This is a genomic window from Spirillospora sp. NPDC049652 (assembly GCF_040675125.1).
Lineage (GTDB): Bacteria > Actinomycetota > Actinomycetes > Streptosporangiales > Streptosporangiaceae > Spirillospora.
In genome coordinates, this window is the sequence record NZ_JBFAOF010000039.1 from 1 (window position 1) to 19,815 (window position 19,815).

Consider the following 19,815-nt stretch of genomic DNA (forward strand, 5'->3'; position numbering starts at 1 on the left):
CGCTGACGCCCGACGCGACGCTCGCCGCGCTGGCCGTCGACACGGTGTCCGCCTACGTCCTCGGCGCGGTCGGCGGCGAGATCGCCGAGCTCCAGGCGTCCCGGCGCACCGGCATGACCGAGGACCAGTGGCGCGCGAGCGTCGGCCCGTACCTCCGCGAGGTGGTCGGCGGCGGCGGGTACCCGCACTTCGCGCGGCGGATCGCGGAGGCGGGCGACCTGCCCGCCGAGCGCTCCTTCGACCTCGGGCTGGCCTGCGTCCTGGACGGCCTGGCCGCCCGCGTCCCGAACCTCCGGCCCGAAACGTGAGATTTTCTAGCGTTCGCGGATAGAGTGCGCGCGTGAGCGGCTTTTCTCCGGACTTCCTGTGGGGAGTGTCGACCTCGGCGCTCCAGATCGAGGGCGCGTTCGACGCCGACGGCCGCGGGCCGTCGGTGTGGGACGGGCACACCGCCAAGGACGGCACGGACGCGCGCGTCGCGACCGGCCACTACGAGCGCTACCGCGAGGACGTCGCGCTCCTCGCCGACCTCGGCGTGGACGCCTACCGCTTCTCGGTCTCCTGGCCGCGCGTCCTGCCGTCCGGGACGGCGGGCGAGGTCAACCGGCGCGGCCTCGACTTCTACGACCGCCTGGTGGACGAACTGCTCGGGCGCGGCATCGCCCCCGTCCCGACCCTCTTCCACTGGGACACCCCGAGCGCCCTCACCTGGCAGGACCGCGACACCGCCGACCGCTTCGCCGAGTACGCCGCCGTCGTCGCGGCGCGCCTCGGCGACCGCGTCCAGCGCTGGATCACGATCAACGAACCCGCCGAGGTCACCCTCCTCGGCCACGCCATCGGCGAGCACGCGCCCGGCCTCAAGCTCGTCTTCGACGCCCTCCCCGTCGCGCACCACCTGCTGCTCGGCCACGGCAAGGCCGTCCAGGCGCTGCGCGCGGAGGGCGCGCGGCAGATCGGCGTCGCGATGTCCCACACGCCGGTCTGGACGGCGGCCGACACCGACGAGGACCGCTTCGCCGCCGAACTCTACGACGGCATCATGAACCGGCTGTTCGCCGAACCCGTCCTCACCGGCCGCTACCCCGAGACCTTCGCCGAGGCGGTGCCCGGCCCGGTCGAGGACGACCTCGCCGTCATCTCGTCCCCGATCGACTGGTACGGGATCAACTACTACAACCCGTCCCTCGTGGGCGCCCCCAAGCCGGGCGAATCGACCTACGCGGGCATCGACCTCCCCGCCGACCTGCCCTTCGAGCTGCACGACATCGAGGGCTACCCGCACACCGCCTTCGACTGGCCCGTCGTCCCGGGCGGCCTGCGCGAACTGCTCGTCTCCCTCCGCGACCGCTACGGCGACCGCCTCCCGCCCGTGGTCATCACCGAGAACGGCTGCTCCTACGACGAGCCCGTGGACGACACGGCCCGTATCGAGTACCTCGACGGCCACATCCGCGCCGTCCGGGCCGCGATGGACGAGGGCGTGGACGTCCGCGGCTACTTCGTCTGGTCGCTGCTCGACAACTGGGAATGGGCCGAGGGCTTCCAGCAGCGCTTCGGGCTCGTCCACGTCGACTACGAGACGTTGAAGCGCACACCGAAGGCGTCCTTCGCCTGGTACCGCGACCACATCCGCGCCACCCGGACCTGACTCGGGGAAGGCGCGCTACCGTCGCCCCCATGGCGAACACATCCTTCGAACGCGTCGCGGCGGCCACCACCTCGCACGCCGAGCGCGACGTCCTGGAGGCCTTCCTGGACCACTACCGGGACGTCATCGCCGCCGGACTGGACGGGCTGGACGAGCAGCAGGCGCGCACCCGGCTCGTCCCGTCCCTGACCACGCCGATCGGTCTGGTCAGCCACTGCACGGCCGACGAACGCAGCTGGTTCCAGCTCGTCGTGGACGGCCGTCCGGACGCCGGACTGTCCGGCCCGCGAAGCAGCCAGGAGGCGAGCTGGCTCGTCCCGGACGGCACCTCCGTCGCCGACGTCCTCGCCGCCTACCGGACGACCTGCGCCGAGTCCCGCGAGATCGCCGCCCGCTTCGACCTGGACGACGAGTTCGCCCACGAGGACCGCCGCTTCACCCTCCGCTGGATCTACGTCCACATGATCGAGGAGCTGGCCCGGCACGCCGGCCACGCCGACATCCTCCGCGAACAGATCGCCTCCGCCTGATGGACGGCCTTACTCTGCGCGACCTCGTCCGGGATGACGGCCCCCTGCCGGCGTCGTCCGTCCGGACCCTGGCGGTGGACCTGGCCCGCCTCCTCGCGGCGTCCGGCACCGCCCACGGCACCCTGAGCCCGGACACGATCCGCCTCACCCCGGACGGCCCACGCCTGGCCGAGGGCTCCGCACCGGACCCGGCCTACATGTCACCCGAGCAGGCCCGCGAGCACGACCTCGTCCCACCGGCGGACATCTTCGCCCTGGGAGCCGTCCTGGCCTACGCCGCCACGGGCCGCAACCCCTTCGGCGAGGGCCCACACGAGTTGCTCGCCTACCGAATCGCCTACCACGTCCCCGACCTGGACGGCCTCCCGGACGACCTGCAAGACCTCATCAAGTCCTGCCTCTCCAAGACCCCCTCAGCCCGCCCCACCGCAACGGACCTCGCCCCCGCGCCGCCGTCCGCCGCAGACCCGCGCGAGGCCTTGCTGACCCAGCTGGCCGGTTCAATGCAGGCCGTCCTGACGAACAGCGCGACCATGTTCGCCACCCTCCGAGACCGCCGGCCGACCCCTGCCGCAGCCCGCCCCCGCTCACCATCGCCCGCGCCGGAACCCGGGGCCCCAACGAGTACCGCTGCGTCCCGTCCCGGCACCGGAACCACCCGCACTTAACGACGATCACCAACAGCACCGCCAGGAAGCAACTGCTCTACACCGTGGTCGGCCTCCTGATCGCGACCACCTTCTGCGCCAACGCCCCGACCGCTGCGGCCTACGCCCTGCTCGTCCCACTCGGTGCGCTGGTCGGCTGGAGAATGGCGCCCAAGCGGGACGTCCTGACCGTGGGCCCCGAGGGCTTTGCAGGTCCGCCAACGCGGCAGAACGTCCACCCGCCGCAAACCGACGACGTTCAGCGTCGACTGGGACGACCTGAAGACCATCCGCGTCCTCACGGACAAGAACGCCGTCCGCCTCGTCGCGACCTTCACCAGCCCAGGCCGCCCCGAATGGTTCCGCGCCCACAACATCCGCCACCACGCCGGCGGCTACGAGCTCTACAACATCCCCACCACGAGCCCCCAAGAGACGAAAGCAACAACCACCCGAATCCGCCAGTCCCTAACCCCCTTCACCAACCCCTACTGACCGACCCCGGCCAAACCGCCTCGAGGTTTGCCTGGACAGTGACGGTGCCAGCCGACACGCCGAATACGCTCGCCGCCAGTGCTCGCGGACATGCCGAGGATGAACTTCGCGGACGTCCCTATCGTGAATCCGGACGGTGACTTCACTACGTCGGAAGAGCCAGCGGCGCCTTCCTGTTCAATGACGAAGGTATTTACATTCAGCAGCGCGCCGCTGACAATCGCGTCCTCTGAGGTCGCGACGGGGCGGGTGGGGCCGATGCTGAAAAGGCCGAGTCATAGCAAAAGTTGCGAGAACGCTGAGCTTCCCGCGTGCAGATGCACTGGATGCGGCGGATCGCAACATGGTTGGCAGGGGGCGATCGACATCGCTTCCGACGCATCCGGCGAGAGGCTGACCAAGCTCGTCGGCCGGGCGGACACAGCGTGGGCTAAAGCGCTGCGGCCCCTCGATGCTCGGACCTATCCGAACGGCACCTTTCGGCCATCGACCAGGGCAGAGCAACAAGCCGCGATCCAGAGCGCCCGGGCGGACGTGGTGAGTTGGCTCCACCGGTCCCCAGATCGCCGCGCTGACCTGGAGAGATCCAGCGAGCCGTTCCAGTGGGGTGGTCACGGGGGCCGCGAGAAGACCGGAGACATTCGAGAGTTCATCGAGAAGCGCGTGGTGCCCGAGCTGGAGAACGAGTTCGGGCCCGACCGGGTGAAGCAGTTCCAGCAGCGTGCCGTTGAAACGCACTTCTGGTGTGAGCTGCTCGCACAGACCGCTTGGGCGCTCCAGGAGCTCAAGGGGGAATACAAGGAGGCGAAGGAGGCGGTGACGACCGCCCTCGCCACCCCGGATGGGACGAACCCACCGAAGTGGGCGCGGATACTGCCTTACGAAGACGTGATCAAAGCTTCAGTGGACGCGGTCTGGAAACAGTTGCCGCGAGCAGCCGGCCTGCCTGCGGCCGAGGACATCTTCGAACTGATCTGGCCGATCCGCGTCCTCGCGCTCTTGATGTGCAAAGACCCGTCCGCGCACCCCGCCGTCCGTGAGCAGTGCCTGAACCCCGTCATGCGCTGGGGCGAGGTAAGAATGCGTGACGAGGTCAAAGACCGTCTGCGTTGGGCCTTCCCGGACGAGTGGCCGTCACACGGGCCCAATTCTCCGGACACCTCAAAGTGACCAGTGGGCCGAACGAGACGTTCCCTTCATGCCGAAGCATGTACCGGCATCGACGGCTCGTTCGTGGTGCTCAGTTTCATCGGCTCCGAATCTTTTGGGAGATTGCGCATGACCGATGATCGCTTTCAAGTAGCCGCTGCCCCTGTGTGGCGCAAGAGCTCTCACAGCACCGCCCAAGGTGAGGAATGCGTCGAAGTGGCAGCGCTGCCCTCCCAATCGGTCGGCGTCCGCGACAGCAAGGCCCCCGAAGGCCCCCCTCTCTCCCTGACCGCCGCCGACTGGCGCTCCCTCACCCAGCGAACGAAGTAACTTCGTCCGCTCCATGCTCCGACGCCCTAGACGGGCTTCGCCTTCTTCTTCAAAACAGCCGTCCCTATCGGTCACCTTGAATCACACCAGGCTCCACGAGTAGAACGGCCAGGGCGACGAACCACAATCCTCGAAACGGGACGCACTGATGCCAGGCAGTTCCTGCGATAGCCGCAGCCCAACTCCCGACTGAGGAGTTGGGGCGCGCGCGTGCCCGTCCCGATACGTCCCGGCTGACGACCGGCCGCAACGTTTGCGGAGGGAGGTCAGACGGTCGCGCCGATGCTGAGGGTGGCGATCACCGGGGCGAGGTAGAGGACGGGGAAGGGGAGGGTCTTGTAGGAGTGGGCACGGAGGACAGTGACGATCGCGCCGAGGAAGTAGAGGGCCAGGCCGATGGCGGCGGCGATCCCGATGGCGGGGACGGCCAGCCCGACGAGAAGGCCGAGTGAGCCGAGGGCCTTGGCGGTACCGAGGGCGGTCCAGTAGGCGCGGGGGACGCCGTACTCGATGAGCGGCTGGGTGACGAAGTCGGCCCGGCGAAGGAGGGAGAAGGCGGAGAAACCGATCCAGGCGGCGGTCAGAACGGTGACGACGGTGTAGGTGGTGGACATGGCGTGTGCTCCCTGTTCGCTCGGTGCTTTCGCCCCACTGACGGAGCTCACGTCACGTGTGTGACAGTCGAGCTGGAAAGTTCTCCGAGGGGGCGGTCACGCCTTGCGGGAACCACATCTGAGCTGCGCGGGAGGCCGACCGCTCGCCAGGGCGACGTCCGCCGCACCACCCTTGAGCACGGTCCGGACGGGGAGGCCGTGTCTCAGTGAACGCTCCGAGCTTGCGGGCTGGGGAGTCCAGCCATGCGAGCTCGCTGAGAGACGCGCGATGGGGTCTCAGCGAGGGGTTTTCGCTGGCAGGCGGCTCAAGGTGACGATCAGGAACGTCGCCAGGGGGCCGAGGAACAACGAGACGATCCACCAGTTGAGTCCGCTGCGCCCCTTCCCCTGGGCAAGCCCGGCGTTGATCAGGCTCAGCGTGCCCCAGCCGACCGCGTACTCGTGCATTTCATGCCCTTTGTTCCAGTATTGGATCGGTCGATGCTATCGAGGGCTCGTTACCCCTTGAGCACGGTGAAGAGGGGGAGGGTTCCGGTGGCCGTCGCGCCGGCGGAGGACGGCGGGATGTTCACCTTGTCGCGTGACGTTCGGGTGATGCGGGGGCTGTTGCTCTGGGACAGCAGGTACTTGCCCGGCTTCACCGTCTTCGCGGACGGGAGGATGAAGGTGTCCGTCATGACGAACGTGCTGAGGTAGGCGCACGCGCTCTGCACATAGGGCTGATGGTCGTTGCTCACCTGGTGCACCGTCTTGACGACCTGCCCGATGGTTTCGGGTACGGCCCCGAGCCGGTTGGGCGGGACGGGGAAGAGTGCAGCGGTGCCCTCGTTCTTCCCGACCTTGACCCCGTCGTCCTGACCGATCCCGAAGTTGTAGGACTTGGCGACTCCAGCAGGGTGGTTCTTCTCGCCGTAGCATCGCCGCTGGCCACTAGCGGAATAGGCGACGCCGAAAGGCGACCTGGCGTTGAACTTGGTGACGACGCTGACCTTGGTGCCAGGACGGGCTCGGGCCGGCTTCACCGTGACCTGGAAGCGCATGTACGGGGTCTCGGAAGCGGGCATGTTCGGCTGGCCGAGCAGGACGCCGGGCTTGGAGAACGAGAGGACGTAGGTGCCGCTCGTCTGCCCGCCCACCTTCGGTTCGGAGGGCCAGAGAAGAACGGCGGCGGTTGTGGCCGCCGCGCCCGCTCCGCAGATCGCCGCCGCTCCCTTGGCTCCGCCGATCTTTGACAGCACACTCTTTGATCCGGTCGCGCCGAGATGCGCACCGGCCTGCGAAGCGGCACCCGCCTGTGCCGCACTTCCGGTCGTGGAAACACCTGCGCCAGAGAAACCGAATGCACCGGTGGCGGCAGCGGCTGAGGCACTCCCGGACGCGATGAACGACCCGCCTATGAGCGCTGCGGGAATGGCTGCGGTGATGAGACCGGCGACCGAGGCGAGAGCGAAGAGCCCCCGGCGCTCCCAGTCGGGGCCGTACGCGCTGACTGCTAGCGCTTCGAGCTCGCTGACGAAGGTGTTCGCGTCCCACAAGCGTTGTGCGGGGTCCTTGGCCAGGCCGTGCATGACCAGTGGATGAAGGGGTTCGGGAATCCCGTCCAGTCGGGGTTCCTGGTGGAGATGGAGTGCTCGCAGGTCATCCAGAGTCCGTGCCTGAAAGGGCTTGCGGCCGGATGTGCATTCGACGAAGACGCAGGTGGCGGCATATATATCGGTGGCCGGGGACGCAGGCTGACCGCTCCATTGCTCGGGAGCCATATAAGCCGGGGTTCCCGCGATCCCGGTCTGACCCGCCAGGACGGCGACTCCGAAGTCGATGAGCTTGCTTCTGCCGTCGTCCTGAACGAGGACGTTGCCGGGCTTGTAGTCCCGGTGGATGACGCCCATTGCGTGTGCGGCGGCGAGTCCGAGCAACGAACCCTTGAGCGTGAGCAGGGCGGCTTCCGGGGAGAGCGGGCCGTTATGTTTGTCGAGCACCGCGCGGAGTGATCGTCCGACCACCGCCTCCATGAGGATCGCCGCTCCGTCCGGTCCCTCGACGTAGCCGAGCAGCCTGGCGACGTGCGGGTTCACGACACGCTGCAGGAGTGCGGCCTCCTGGCGGAACATCGCCTGTAATCGTGGGTCCGTCCGCTGATCCGGCGCGAGGTACTTGATCGCCACCGGCCAGCCGCCGCCGTCATGGCGGGCGAGGACGACACGTCCCTGCGTCCCCGAGCCCAATTCCCTGAGCTCGGTGTAGCCCGGAAGCCGCCACGGGCTCCGGCTCATCCGAACTTGCCGAGCTGCTTCTGGATCACTGTCGCAGCCTGTTGGGCGATGGGCGTCGCCGAAGCCTTCGGAGTGGTGCGTTGCGCGTACATGGTCGCTATGACGACATTGCCGCGCGCCGCGTAATCATAGAAGACGTTGTACACGTTGTACTTCGTGGCATCCGGCGGGTACACCTGCTGCTCGGTGCCCTGCAGGTGAGCCCATGACTGGATGGCGTCGCCGGTGACCTTCCATGTGTCGTTGTGCGAGAAGATGGTGAAGTTCTCGGTCACCTTTTTGGGGGGGACGTGACGGCGCTTCGGGCACTTGTTGGCAGCGTTGCTCAGCGATGAGTAGGCCGAGTTGGCGCTGGCGGCATCGTTGTAGCGTGCGACGAGCTGGACGTACTGGAACTGATCGGCTCCGAGGGTGTCATTGACGAACTGGCGGGTCGTCAGTTGCGGCGTTCCCGGCATCTTGAAGCCGGTCAGGGAGCAGATGGGGACCTTGTCGTACTTGAGCGGGTCCAGGACCACCTTGATCTGGTGGATGCCCTTCTTGATGTCGGCCGGGGCGAGGAGCGCGGCCTTGACCTGCTCCGCGGAGTAGGACGGAGGCGGGTTCGAGGGCGACGTCGCCGGCGCGGATGGGCTCGGAGGCGCCTTCTTATGGGAGCCGCCGCATCCGGTCAGCGCGAGTGCCGTGACCACCGCCATGCAGGCGGCTGTAGTCGCGCCACGGCGCTCGCAGCTCCTCACTCCGGTCATTGGCGGCTGCCGGTCTGGATCTCGGCCACGATCAGTGGGTTCTGAACGGATGTCATGGTCATGGCCGGGAGGACGCCCGCGGGCTCGTCGCAGTCGGCGCCCACACACGTCCAGCGGAGGTTCCAGCTGATCGTCGCGGTGATCTGGTAGGCACCGCTGCCATTGGCGCCGGTGGAGGCGCGCTGGTAAGTGTGGCTGCACGTCGTACCGCTGCTGCTGCCCGCGTCGTTGCAGGTCATCTGGGGAGCGGTCGGGTCTCCGATTTGCCAGGTGACCTGAGCCGGAGTCGCGGTCGCCTGAACGGTCTGCCCCGGAACCGATACCGGGGCCGTCTGGACAGTGACGAAGCCGTCTACCCAGAAGGCGGTCTTGACGCCCACATAGGTCTTTCCCGAGGGTGCCGTGTGAACGACCGGCACCGGCAGTTGCGCTCCCGCTGCAGCCTGCTGGGCGAGGGTGGTTGTGGGAATGTGCACCGGGGGCGGGGGTGCAGCACCGCCTCCGCCTCCGTTGCCCTGCCCGGGGCCCAGGTTGCCGTTGGTGCCTGGCGCAATCGGAATGTCACCCGTGGCACCGCCTCCGCCGCCGGTGTTCCCACCACCGCCGCCTCCGCCAGTGCCTCCGCCGCCTCCGCCTCCTCCACCGCCGGGGGAGTTGCGGTTGCAGCCGAAGCCGCCGCCGCTTCCGGTGCCACAGGGGTCGGCTTGGGCTTGGGCGGGCACGAGGAGGGCGGCTGTCAGTGCGGCGGCGCACAAACTCGCTGTGCGTAGGGCCGGCTTGGTTGGTCCTGGCATGGGGGTTCCTTCCCTGCCCAACGCCCGGCGGGGGCGGCGCGGTGCGGCGTGCGGGGTCAGCATTGGTTGTCCTGGACGCTGTCGTAGACCTTCCAGGAACCGTCGACGTACTTGAGTCCCGTCCTGTATACGTACGCGGTGCCGGTTTGTCCGCCTAGACGTTTGCCGGTTTTGGCGGAGAAGCGGTAGCCGGCGAGGGTGCGCATGCAGTCGATGACGAAGACCTTCGTGCCGTCCTTGGAGCGGGCGTAGACGCGGGGGTTGGAGAGGTTGACGAAGCGCCAGATCTCGCCCTTCGCCTTCGTCGCCTGGACGTCACTGGTGACCTTGGCGAGGAGGGGGTCGGCGGCGACCTGCGTCAACGGGGCCGGGTCGTTGTTCGTGTAGACCTGCTGGTAGGTCTGCTGGAAGCGGCGGTAGGCCTGGATGACGGCCTCGTCCACCTGCTTGGGCGTCATCGTGCTCGGCAGGCCGGGGCCGGTGGGGGACGGCGGGAGGCCCGGCGAGCTGTTGCCCGCGCTGTCGAACTTCCCGTTCGGGTCGAAGCCGCCCTTGGGGTGGGATCCGCCGCACGCGGACGCGCACGTCAGGGTGAGCAGGGCCGCCGCGGCGGCGCGGGGAGTCCGGTCGGCGCGCCTGCGGACGGCGTGCGCGGTCCCCGTGGGGGACGAACCTACCGACCGGCTGTGCATCGCTATCCCTGGCCGCATTGCTGACAACGAGGCGGAGTACGCGCGAAAGCTTACAGAGGTGCATGTTGCGAGTGAAGAGTTCCGTTGCCGAAAGGTTTTCACGAGCCCGCCGGACGGGCGGGAGCGAGCACCTCGGGCGTGCCGTTTCGCTGGTGGAAGGCACGCCCGGCATGTCATTCGCGGAAGCGGTCGGTGGCGTGGACGAGCAACCGGGCGGTGCCGGGCTCGGAGCCGCCGTGGCCAGCGTCCTCGACGATGTGGAACTCGGCTTCGGGCCAGGCGCGGTGCAGGGCGAAGGCGGCGTCCGGCGGGGTCTTCATGTCGTAGCGGCCGTTCACGATGACGGCCGGGATGTGGCGGATCTTGTCGACGCCGTCCAGCAGCTGGTCCTTGCCGAGGAAGCACTGGCGGCTGAAGTAGTGCTGCAGGATGCGGCTGAACGCGATGAGCGTCGCGTCGTCCAGTTCGGGCGGCGGGACGGGCAGGAGGGTGTTCGCGGCGATCTCCCAGGCGCCCCACGCGCGGGCCGCCGGGACGTGCACGGACGGGTCGGGGTCGTTGAGGCGGCGTCCGTAGGCGGCGCTGAGGTCGGCGCGTTCGGCGGGCGGGATGAAGTCGCGGAGCCGCGCGTAGTCCTCGGGGAAGAGGCGGGCCGCGCCGTGCGGGCCGGTCGCCCAGGCGGTGTCGGCCTCCAGGTCCGGCAGCCAGACGCCGCGTAGCACGATCTCGCTGACCGCACCGGGGTGCTGCTGGGCGTAGGCGAGGGCCAGGGTGCTGCCCCACGAGCCGCCGAACAGGAGCCACCGCTCGACGCCTAGATGTGCGCGAAGGAGTTCGATGTCGGCGATCAGGTGCGCGGTGGTGTTGGCGGCGAGACCGACTCCGACGTCCCCGGCGTGCGGACGGCTCTTACCGCATCCGCGCTGGTCGAACAGGATGATCCGGTAGGCCTCGGGGTCGAACCAGCGGCGCATGGCCGGCAGGACGCCGCCGCCCGGGCCGCCGTGCAGGAGCAGCGCGGGCTTCCCGTCCGGATTGCCGCACTCCTCCCAGTACAGCTCCTGGCCGTCGCCGACCGGCAGCATGCCGTGGGTGTGCGGTTCGATGGGGGGATACATCGCACGTCCTAACGTCTGGCGGAGCCCGCGGTTCGCAGGGACAACGCTCGGCGGCGCGCGTGGAGTGCCGATCTTCGACGAGTTCGTAGCGGAAGCCGGGGGGTGAGTGCCGACCGGCACTCACCCCCCGGCGGCCGCGTCTACCGGGACGGCGGGGTGGCGTCCGTCCAGCCTTCGGTCAGGACGTAGCCGTAAGAGAACAGCGCGCCTGCCGGAACGCCGTTCTTCCCGGACTGCTTCACGAGCATCTGGTCGCCGAGGACGTCGTACGTGCGCGGGTCCAGGATCAGCTGGTACTCGACGACCGTCCCGTCGATCCGGTGGATCCAGGGCGGCGCGAGGGCGATGCCCGTACGGCCCTGCACGTCCTTGACCGTCCCGACCGACCGGACGCCCGGCAGGGCCGCGAGGGCGCGGAACGCGGCCGCCCGGGCCTGCGGAGTGGCGAGCTTGTCGCCGAGGTAGCGGCTCCCCGCGCGCAACCGTTGCGCGCTGTCGTCCACGAAACCGGGGGTGGCCCGCATGGCGGCGACGAACGCCGCCGGGTCCCGGCCCACGCGGAGGCGTTCGGCGACGTCGGGGACGGAGTTCTGGCCGGTCACGTCGCGGTCGGGCGTCTGGACGTAGGGCGACCCCTCGTAGGGCGGTGGGTTGGTGTTGTCGCGAGTGAGCCGCACCTTCTCGTCGTCCGCCGTGGTCTCCCAGCGGACGGGCGCGCCCGCCGCTCGCCAGGCGGCCTCGTCCGAAGGCGTCTGCGGCACGACCGGACGCGGCCGGACGAAGGAGACGTGGCGGAGCTTGGGCGGCGGCGTGACCGTCCGGCCGTCCGCGTCGACGTACGGGGTGGGCTTCTCGGTCTCCGTCCGGGACTGCCAGGAGTCCTTCTCGACCTCCATGTCCACGGTGTAGCCCTTTCCGCCGCCGACGTGGAACGCCTGGCCCTCGATGACGCGCTGCCGCCACCAGCGTCCGACGGGCAGGGGCTTGCCCTTGTCCAGGGAGTCGGCGGCGGCGAGCAGGAAGCGGCGCGCGGCGAGCGACTGGACACGCGTCTCCTCGGCGGACGGCCGCGGCACACGGCCGCCGTTGCCGTCAGCCGACGTGCCGATCAACGCGAACGCCACGGCGGACGCGGCGATCGTGGTGAGCGCCCCGCCCCACACCAGCGACCTTCTCGTGAGCCTTTTCGGTGTCCTGACGGCGCCGGGCCGTGCGGTGCGGGTGACCCCGGTCAGGCGGTCGCGGCCCGCCGCGGTGACCTGGTCGGTCGGGCCGCCTTCGTCGAGCAGCTCGCCGACGAGGACGTCCAGGGTGGTCAGCTCATCCACGGGTTTCCTCCTCGGCGTCCTTCGAACGGTCGGCGTCCGTCGCGCGGGTCGGGTCGTCGCCGCCCAGCGCCTCACGGAGTCTTCTTCTGGCCCGGCTCAGGCGGGAGCCCACCGTCCCGCCGGGGATGCCGAGCGCCTGGCCCACCTCCTCGTAGCCGAGACCGGCGACGGAGACCAGGAGCAGGACGTCGCGGTCGCCTTCCGGAAGCGCCGCCAGCGCCTCGGCGAGGCGCGGACGCACGCCCTCGGCGGTCACCCGGGCCGCGACGCGGTCCTCGGGCGCGTCCTCGTCCAGCGGCGAGGACGCGGCGTGCGCGCGGGCGAGGGCGTCGTAGCGGCGCTTCTCCGCGCGCCGGTGCAGGCCCACGAGGTTGGTCGCGATCCCGAACAGCCAGGGACGGACCTCGCCGCGCGCCGGGTCGAACCCGCCCCGCTTGCGGAACGCGGTCACGAACGTCTCGGCGGCGATGTCGTCGGCGGCGTCCCGGCCCAGGCGGGCGGCGACGTACCGGTAGACGCAGTGGAAGTGCCGGTCGTAGATCGCGGCGAACCGGTCCGGGTCGTCCAGGGACCGGCCGATCACCGTGGCGTCGTCGTCGCCGTCACCGGTGTCGCGCGTCCGCACGGCGCGGACGGCACCGGACGCGGCGGTCATGGGTGGCTCCTCGGCATGGGGGGCCTTTCGAAGAGGACGGTTGTCACCGGTACTCATCCGGATCGCCGATCCGTCTTCACACCCTTCGATCGCGGGCGCTTAGACGTACCTCCGGAGGGCCGCGTTCCCCGGCCCTTATGTGGAAAACGACACGTCCGGATAGCCCCATACAGACGCTATTGTCTCGATGAACTCGCCCATCCCCCCATGCGAGGAGAGACACAGATGCGAAGGTTCGCCACAGTGGCGATCACGTCCGGGGCCCTCGTGGCCGGGTTCGTCGGCACGGCCCTCCCGGCCGGCGCGACCACCAGGACGGACGGTCTCGGCGTCGCCGCCACGACCGTCGAGCAGGGCTCGGTGACCGGGGCCGCCGCGCGGAAGATGGCGCGGGGCTCGGGGCAGCAGCTCGTCCTGCCCCAGCTCACCCGGGCGGCGGGCGGGACGGTGCACGCCACGTCCTGCCGCTGGGTCCAGCGGACGCAGGGCCGCAAGACGTCCACGCACGGACGCTGGATCATCTACGTGAAGTCCCGCCTGACCTGGTGCTACGACGGGCTGCACGTCAACTCCGCGCGGGTCAGCCGGTCCGCGTACACCTACAACAAGCGGACCTGGCGCCTGGTCGGCTGGCGGCAGCGCACGCTGACGCACGACCGCACCTGGGCGTCCGTGCTGGCCAAGAGCCAGTACACCTTCTACTACACGGGCAACCGCCGCTACTACCGCCCGTACGCCGACATCATGGGCACCTTCCAGGGCCGCTACCACGTCTGGGCGGGCTGACCCGGCGGCATGACCGCCAGGCGTACCGCCTGAGCGCACTGCGCACCACTTGAGCGCGCCGTGCACCACTTGAGCGCCCTGTCCGCGCACCCGGGCAGGGCGCTCACCCGTGCCCGGGACCGGACGCAACCCCCACCGAACGGGAAGCGGCGTTACCGGGCGACCTTCCCGAGGAAGCCCGCCACCGCGCGCTCGTACCCCGCCGAGTCGACGTTCCACGCCTCGGTGTGGTCGGCTCCGGCCTCCGCGATGTGCGTGACCATGCCCGCCGGGGCCTTCCGCGCGAACTCGTAGGACGGGCGGTTGTCCACCGTCCCGTCCTGCTCGGTCGTGAACAGCAGCACCGGCGTCTTCAGGTCCCGCGCGAACGACCGCATGTCCATGGCGCCGAGGTCCACGCCGTACCGCCACTTCATCATCCGCATGGCGACGTCGGTTTCGAGCTTCGGCAGGCCGCGGGACGCGCCCTGCTTGTGGAGCGTGGCCCTCCAGTCCAGGACGGGGGAGTCCAGCACGACGCCGCGGACGAACGACTGGTCGGGCGCGTGCCGCAGCGCGGACATCACCATCGACCCGCCCATCGACCATCCGTACAGGACGACGCCCGTGGCGCCCTGCGAGCGCGCGTAGGCGATCGCGGACGCGACGTCGTTCCACTCCTCCGAGCCGAGCAGGTTCCGGCCGTTCGTCGACGACGGCGCGTTCTCGTCGTTGCGGTAGGCGATCGACAGCATCGGCATGCCGGTCTCGTGGACGGTCCTCATCGCGCGGAAGGTCTCGGCGCGGTCGGCGTTGTGGCCGTGGACGGCGATCACCCACGGGGAGCTCTTCGTCCGGCCGGGGAGCAGCCAGGCGGGCATCGCGCCCGCCGGCGACGGATAGGTGACGTTCTGGAAGTCCAGGCCGAGCGCCTTCTTCGGGTCGCCGCCGTAGACCCAGTGGTCCAGCGCGACCGCGAGCCCCGGCTTCAGCTTTCCGGACGGCACCGACAGCACCTTCCGGACGACCGTTCCGGTGTCCACCCCGGCGATCGACTCGCCCTTGCTCACCACCTCGCCGATGATCGCGCGCCCGCCGTCACCGCTGCCGCCCGCCGGGCCCTCACCCGCCCACTCCAGGCCGAAGACCCCGCGCCGCAGGGTCGCCTCCGTCCGGGGGAGCGTGACCGTCCCGTCGGTGACGGCGCGGACCCGCAGGTCATAGGTCCGGCCGTGCTCCACCTGGGTGGCCACGCCCGAGAAGTACCAGCCGATCGCGATCGACGCCGCGAACACCAGCAGCAGGACGGCGGCCAGCCCGGACAGCACGAGCCGTCCGGGGCCGAGGCGGCGGCCGGCGGGCTTGGAGGGCTTCTTGGCGACGGACACGGCGCTACGAAGGGGCACGACCCCGACGTTAACGGAGCTCAGCCGATGCCGCGTCCCGCGTCCGCGCCCGCGTTCGGGCCCGCGTCCGCGCCCGCGCCACCGGCAGCGGCGGCGCTCAGCTCGTCGCGGGCGTCCATCAGGGCGAAGCCCAGCAGGTTGAGGCCGCGCCACTGGGACGGACGCCCGGCCTCCGGGGCGTGCTCGTCGTAGCCGATGCCCCAGACGCGGTCCAGCGGGCTGGCTTCCACCAGCACCTTCCCGCCCGTCGACAGCAGGTAGCCGCGCAGGACGGGGTCGGACGCGAACTTGGCGACGCTGCCCCGCCGGACGATGTCGTACCGGTGCTCGACCCACGTGTCCTCGTCGAACCCGCGCACCTTCCGGCCGAGGGCCTTGGCGCGGCCCGGCTCGGGCGACGCGAGGATCTCGCCGACGACCGCGTCGTCCCCGAACAGCCGCGCCTTCTCGCACATCATGAAGTGCTCGGCGGTCGGATACTCCACGCCGTCCACGGTGAACGGCGACGGATACCACTGGCTGAGGCGGCCCTTGGCCTGCGTCCCTCCCCAGAACAGCACGAACTCGGGGAGGTTGCCGCTTTTCTCCAGTTCGAGAAGCTCGTCCATGGTCATCCCCCGAGCGTGGCGGACGCCCCCGGCCCGTGCAATCCCATAACCCCCGCCGGGAAGCGACGAGCCCCCGGCCGGAAAGACGGACCCGGCCGGGGGCTCGAAGAGAAACGTTCTGCTCAGAAGCGCAGCGCCTCCGGCGAACGACGCGGCACGCGGCGCTCGCCCTGCGCGCTGTAGTCGGGCAGGACGGCCGGGCAGCTCGCACCGGCGGCCGGGCGCTTCCCGGACAGCAGGAACGCGTTCACCGACGTCCGGACGCACCCGCTCAGCCCGTACGTGCCGTGGCCCGCGCCCTGGTAGGTCACCATGGAGGAGCCCTTGACCTGCCGGTTCACGCTCCGCGCCCAGGGCAGGACGGTCGCGGGGTCACCCACGCCGCCGACCACCACCACGGGCACGGACGGCGGGATGCGGGACGGCCGCTGCCGGTCCGCGCCGCGCGGACGGCCGAGGCACGAGACGACGGCCTCGTAGCCGAGCGGGCTCGTCCCGAGGTGCGGGGCGGCCTTGCGGCTCGCCTTCCACAGCGCGGCCAGGTCCTTGTAGCCGCGGACCGGGAACGTCCAGTCCGAGCACATGATCCCGGCGAACCGGCCGTCCGGCGAGGCCTTGGCCCGCGGGCTCGTGACCTTCCGGACCTTCTGCCGCGACAGGTAGGCCAGCTCCTCGCTCAGCTCGTTCCACGCGATCGGGTCGTACATCGTCGCGCGGACCATCTGCGCGAGCCCGGCCGTGGTCAGCCGGATCCGGGACGAGTCGATGTCGTGCAGCGTGCCCTTGGCGGCCCGCGCCCTCAGCGTGTCCAGCACCTTCCAGGGGTTCTTGCCCCGGATGGCGCAGTACCTGGACGTCGGGCACCAGCGGGCGAACTGCGCGTACGCCGCCTCAAGGCCACGCGACTCGTCGGCGGAGAACCGCGCCGCGCCCGCGACGGAGTGGTCCATCGTGCCGTCCACGACCAGGGCCTTGACCCTGCCGGGGAACAGCTCGGCGTACCGCTGCCCGAGCCACGTGCCGTACGAGACGCCGTAGTAGCTGATCTTCTTCTCGCCGAGCGCCGCGCGGACGGCGTCCATGTCGCGCGCGAAGTCGGTGGCGCCCATGTGGTCGTACACGGGGCCGGTGTTCTTGCGGCACGCCTTGTACAGCGCGCCCTGGTAGGACCTGAGCTTGGCGAACTCGGCCTGGTTCTTCGGGTAGAGCGCCGGAGCCTTGCCGAGCTTCCCGCACTTGACGGGATGGCTGCCCCCGACGCCGCGCGGGTCGAACCCGACGATGTCGTAGCGCTGCCGGATCTCGCGGGTCAGCCCGGCCCGGTCGAGCACGAAGTCGATGCCCGACGCGCCCGGTCCGCCCGGGTTGACGAAGATCGTCCCGAGGCGGCGCTTGGGGTCGGTGGCCTTCGCCCGCGCCACGGCGAGCTTGATCCGGCCGAGCTTGGGCCGGGCCCTGTCGATGGGGACGGAGAGTGTTCCGCACTGCGCGGAGTGGTCGTCCGCACAGCGCTTCCAGGTGATCTTGGCGGGGGACGCGGCCTGTGCCGGCGTGGAGACCAGCGCCGCCGCGGCGACCAGGGAGGCGGTCGCGGCGAATCCCGCCGTGCGGCCCGTACGGGTCACGGAATGGGACTCCTGTGGGAATGGGGGGTCTGCGGGGAACGACGAAGATGATCTCGACAGGAGATCACGTTTGGGTCATGATCTGCCGCCGAATCACCGAAATGCACGAGCATCCAAGCCTTTGACGGCCCCCGGCCCCCGGCCCCCGGCCCCCGGCCCCCGGCCCCCGGCCCCCGGCCCCCGACCGCCGGGGGGCCAGTGGCCGACGGCGGGGCGGGTCAGCCCTGGGTCGCCTTGTAGAGCTTGATCGCGGCGGAGCCGAGGTAGGGCGAGTTCATCTGCAGCGTCCTGGTCATGTGCGTGCTGTTGACGCCCGCGACGCGTCCGATGCCGTTGCTCTTCATCCCGTACAGCCACGGGCCGCCGCTCGCGCCGTTGCCCATGCTGCACATGATGCCGAGCCCGCCGGTCGGGTACTTGGAGGCGAAGCTCGTTCCCGAGCAGTAGTAGAGCCGCGCCAGCGGGCTCGGCACCTTCTTCCCGGAAGGCAGCAGGAGGGCGGGGTAGCCGAACGTGCGGAACGGGTACTTGCGGTGCTTGTAGCCGAAGCTCACGCCCTGCGCGCCGGTCACCGACTGGAGGGCGGTCGTGCCGTGCTTCCGGACGGTGAACGCGGCGAAGTCGTAGCGCAGGTCGCGGTTGTACGCCCACGGGGCCATGACCCGGACGGCGTTCAGGTACCAGGTGCCGAGGCCCTTGCCCCGGTCGTAGTCGGGCTGGAACGCGTAGTACCGGAAGAAGCCGCCCGCGCCGCCCCGGCCCTTGTGGACGCAGTGCCCGGCCGTCCACACCGTCGACTTGTTGTGCGAGGTGACGACGGTCGCCGTGCAGTAGTAGCCGGTCATGCCGTCGTCGGAGGCGATGAGGCGTCCGATCGTGCGGGCGGGGGCCTTGCCGTGCCGCGTCCAGACCTTCGCCCCGGAACTGGCGGCGGTGACCGCGCTCCGCGCCTTCAACGCGTCGGGGGAGTTCTCGGGCAGCGAGCCGTCGAGGCTCAGCGACCGGGTGTCCGCCGCGTCCGCGCCCATCCCGCCGGCCTGCCCGGCGGGCATGGGCATCGGCTTCAGCTTCATCTTCGCCAGGTCGAGGTTCGCCTGCGCGGACACGCCGGAGCCGAAGTCCTTGGAGACGACGTCCGGTCCGGCCGGGGTCTGCGCCGACACCTTCCCGGCGGCCTGGGGGGAGGATCCGGCGGTCGCGTAGGCCACGCCGCCTCCGAGGGCGAGCGCGCCGGCGGCACCGCCCGCGACGACGATTCGGGTCTTGGGGGGACGCACCAACTGGCCTTCCGTTGAGGGGAGCGGTAACAGCCGTGATGAAAGCCCCAAGTTGAGCCGGTTGGGGCGCGTGCGTCAACTTACGCCAAGCACCTTGAAATGCGGAGAACTACCGCCAAAATGACCATGACTACGGGCGGTCGGCCTGGTCAGGGAAGGGAAGCCCGGAGGCGGCGTCAGCCGGCGGCGCGGGTCTGGATCTCGCGGACGGTCAGGGGGACCGAGGCGGACGTCGGGAGGGTGCCGTAGGTCCCGCTTCCGGCGTCGCAGGAGCCCGCGCACGTCCAGTTCACCGAGTAGTAGGCCGTGGCGGTGACCGTGTACGAGCCCGGACGGCGGTAGGTGTACGCACAGCCGGACGGTGGGCCGCCCCGGCGGTACGGCGTTCCTGGGCCGTCGCAGTTGACGGAGCCCTCGCCGAGTGACCATTCGACCCGTCGCGGGGTGCCGGTCATGGTGACGGTCTGGCCGTCCACGGAGGCCTGGGCCCAGCGCGGACTCCACGCGGACGCGTCCACCCACAGGTACGTCGGCAGCGACACCCACGAACGGCCGGACGGGCTGGTGTGCGGGGTCGGGGCGGGCAACTCGAAGGAGGCCCACGCCATCGCCACCACGTCGGCGGTCGGGGTCTTCGCGGGCGGCTCGGGAGGCGTGTAGCAGTGGTCCGCGCCACCGGTCACCCGGCACATCGGCTTGATCTCCAGGCGCGGCGCCCGCGGCGCCGCCGGCGCCCGCCGCCCGCTTCCGCCGCTTCGGCCACTTCCGGTCGCACCGCCCCGGAAATGGACGGGACCGCTTCCGGCGTGCGTCGAGAACGCGCCGACCGTGCAGGCCCAGCCGGTCGACTTGGTGCAGCCACCCGCTACCAAAGCCCAGGTCAGTAGGGGTGTGATCAGCATCGGGAGTCCTCTGGAGAGGTGAGGGCGGCGACCTTCCACCTGCCGTCGGCGCGGGTGAGGGTGGCGTAGGCGAGATAGCGGCGCGGGGCGGGCGCGTCCCCGACGCGCTTCCCGGTGTCGCGGCGGAAGACGTAGGGGCCCGCGGCCGTCATGCAGTCGACGATCTGCGCCGAGCCGGACCGGACGGCGGCCACGTGCGGATGCGGG

At 70.3% G+C, this 19,815-nt stretch carries 23 protein-coding genes; 8 read left to right on the forward strand and 15 right to left on the reverse strand.

Going from position 1 to position 19,815, the window contains the following annotated elements:
• The 7 genes from AB0J52_RS05205 to AB0J52_RS05235 all read left to right on the forward strand — a co-directional run.
• Window positions 1-308 (forward strand): TetR/AcrR family transcriptional regulator C-terminal domain-containing protein (locus AB0J52_RS05205; RefSeq protein ID WP_500180291.1); only part of this gene is annotated, 308 nt, incomplete at its 5' end.
• A gap of 32 nt (window positions 309-340) precedes the next feature.
• Complete coding sequence (locus AB0J52_RS05210) at window positions 341-1,651, forward strand: GH1 family beta-glucosidase (protein ID WP_500180292.1); 1,311 nt, start codon at window positions 341-343, stop codon at window positions 1,649-1,651.
• A 29-nt stretch (window positions 1,652-1,680) separates the two neighbouring features.
• Window positions 1,681-2,181: a DinB family protein gene (locus AB0J52_RS05215; RefSeq protein ID WP_500180293.1), complete on the forward strand. Its 501-nt coding sequence runs from the start codon at window positions 1,681-1,683 to the stop codon at window positions 2,179-2,181.
• On the forward strand, window positions 2,181-2,849 hold the full coding sequence (locus AB0J52_RS05220) for a protein kinase domain-containing protein (protein ID WP_500180294.1): 669 nt from the start codon (window positions 2,181-2,183) through the stop codon (window positions 2,847-2,849). Before AB0J52_RS05215 ends, AB0J52_RS05220 begins: the two co-directional genes overlap by 1 nt.
• Before the next feature lie 186 nt (window positions 2,850-3,035).
• Window positions 3,036-3,323, forward strand: a complete 288-nt coding sequence (locus AB0J52_RS05225; RefSeq protein WP_500180295.1) for a hypothetical protein — start codon at window positions 3,036-3,038, stop codon at window positions 3,321-3,323.
• Between the two features lie 99 nt (window positions 3,324-3,422).
• Window positions 3,423-4,493, forward strand: a complete 1,071-nt coding sequence (locus AB0J52_RS05230; RefSeq protein ID WP_500180296.1) for a hypothetical protein — start codon at window positions 3,423-3,425, stop codon at window positions 4,491-4,493.
• Between the two features lie 108 nt (window positions 4,494-4,601).
• Window positions 4,602-4,802, forward strand: coding sequence for a DUF397 domain-containing protein (locus AB0J52_RS05235; RefSeq protein ID WP_500180313.1), 201 nt, complete (start codon window positions 4,602-4,604; stop codon window positions 4,800-4,802).
• A 266-nt stretch (window positions 4,803-5,068) separates the two neighbouring features.
• On the opposite strand, the gene AB0J52_RS05240 is transcribed toward AB0J52_RS05235, so the two are convergent.
• The 9 genes from AB0J52_RS05240 to AB0J52_RS05280 form a co-directional block, all read right to left on the reverse strand.
• Entirely contained in the window at window positions 5,069-5,416 is a 348-nt protein-coding gene (locus tag AB0J52_RS05240) for a DoxX family protein (protein WP_500180297.1), read from the reverse strand.
• A gap of 276 nt (window positions 5,417-5,692) precedes the next feature.
• Window positions 5,693-5,863 carry a hypothetical protein gene (locus AB0J52_RS05245; protein ID WP_500180298.1) on the reverse strand — a complete coding sequence of 57 codons (171 nt, stop codon included), beginning with the start codon at window positions 5,861-5,863 and terminating at the stop codon, window positions 5,693-5,695.
• A gap of 50 nt (window positions 5,864-5,913) precedes the next feature.
• Window positions 5,914-7,689: a serine/threonine-protein kinase gene (locus tag AB0J52_RS05250; protein ID WP_500180299.1), complete on the reverse strand. Its 1,776-nt coding sequence runs from the start codon at window positions 7,687-7,689 to the stop codon at window positions 5,914-5,916.
• Window positions 7,686-8,387, reverse strand: coding sequence for a hypothetical protein (locus AB0J52_RS05255; protein WP_500180300.1), 702 nt, complete (start codon window positions 8,385-8,387; stop codon window positions 7,686-7,688). Before AB0J52_RS05255 ends, AB0J52_RS05250 begins: the two co-directional genes overlap by 4 nt.
• Before the next feature lie 47 nt (window positions 8,388-8,434).
• Window positions 8,435-8,914, reverse strand: coding sequence for a hypothetical protein (locus AB0J52_RS05260; RefSeq protein ID WP_500180301.1), 480 nt, complete (start codon window positions 8,912-8,914; stop codon window positions 8,435-8,437).
• 374 nt (window positions 8,915-9,288) lie between these two features.
• The gene (locus AB0J52_RS05265) at window positions 9,289-9,924 is read right to left on the reverse strand and encodes a hypothetical protein (protein ID WP_500180302.1); all 636 of its coding nucleotides are present in this window, start codon (window positions 9,922-9,924) and stop codon (window positions 9,289-9,291) included.
• Window positions 9,925-10,097: 173 nt separating this feature from the next.
• On the reverse strand, window positions 10,098-11,042 hold the full coding sequence (gene pip / locus AB0J52_RS05270) for a prolyl aminopeptidase (RefSeq protein WP_500180303.1): 945 nt from the start codon (window positions 11,040-11,042) through the stop codon (window positions 10,098-10,100).
• A gap of 140 nt (window positions 11,043-11,182) precedes the next feature.
• Window positions 11,183-12,370 carry a hypothetical protein gene (locus AB0J52_RS05275; protein ID WP_500180304.1) on the reverse strand — a complete coding sequence of 396 codons (1,188 nt, stop codon included), beginning with the start codon at window positions 12,368-12,370 and terminating at the stop codon, window positions 11,183-11,185.
• Complete coding sequence (locus AB0J52_RS05280; RefSeq protein ID WP_500180305.1) at window positions 12,363-13,025, reverse strand: RNA polymerase sigma factor; 663 nt, start codon at window positions 13,023-13,025, stop codon at window positions 12,363-12,365. Before AB0J52_RS05280 ends, AB0J52_RS05275 begins: the two co-directional genes overlap by 8 nt.
• Window positions 13,026-13,250: 225 nt before the next feature.
• Between AB0J52_RS05280 and AB0J52_RS05285 the strand changes: the two genes are divergently transcribed.
• Window positions 13,251-13,811 carry a hypothetical protein gene (locus AB0J52_RS05285; RefSeq protein WP_500180306.1) on the forward strand — a complete coding sequence of 187 codons (561 nt, stop codon included), beginning with the start codon at window positions 13,251-13,253 and terminating at the stop codon, window positions 13,809-13,811.
• Window positions 13,812-13,963: 152 nt separating this feature from the next.
• On the opposite strand, the gene AB0J52_RS05290 is transcribed toward AB0J52_RS05285, so the two are convergent.
• From AB0J52_RS05290 to AB0J52_RS05315, 6 genes are all read right to left on the reverse strand, one after another.
• Complete coding sequence (locus tag AB0J52_RS05290; RefSeq protein ID WP_500180307.1) at window positions 13,964-15,196, reverse strand: alpha/beta hydrolase family protein; 1,233 nt, start codon at window positions 15,194-15,196, stop codon at window positions 13,964-13,966.
• Between the two features lie 20 nt (window positions 15,197-15,216).
• Window positions 15,217-15,810, reverse strand: coding sequence for a riboflavin biosynthesis intermediates N-glycosidase (gene ybiA / locus AB0J52_RS05295; RefSeq protein WP_500180308.1), 594 nt, complete (start codon window positions 15,808-15,810; stop codon window positions 15,217-15,219).
• Between the two features lie 116 nt (window positions 15,811-15,926).
• Window positions 15,927-17,429, reverse strand: coding sequence for an alpha/beta fold hydrolase (locus AB0J52_RS05300; RefSeq protein WP_500180309.1), 1,503 nt, complete (start codon window positions 17,427-17,429; stop codon window positions 15,927-15,929).
• 218 nt (window positions 17,430-17,647) lie between these two features.
• Entirely contained in the window at window positions 17,648-18,706 is a 1,059-nt protein-coding gene (locus AB0J52_RS05305) for a trypsin-like serine peptidase (RefSeq protein ID WP_500180310.1), read from the reverse strand.
• Between the two features lie 176 nt (window positions 18,707-18,882).
• Window positions 18,883-19,608: a PKD domain-containing protein gene (locus AB0J52_RS05310; protein WP_500180311.1), complete on the reverse strand. Its 726-nt coding sequence runs from the start codon at window positions 19,606-19,608 to the stop codon at window positions 18,883-18,885.
• Window positions 19,602-19,815: hypothetical protein (locus AB0J52_RS05315; RefSeq protein WP_500180312.1), on the reverse strand; the 214-nt coding region annotated here is incomplete at its 5' end. The genes AB0J52_RS05315 and AB0J52_RS05310, both read right to left, overlap by 7 nt.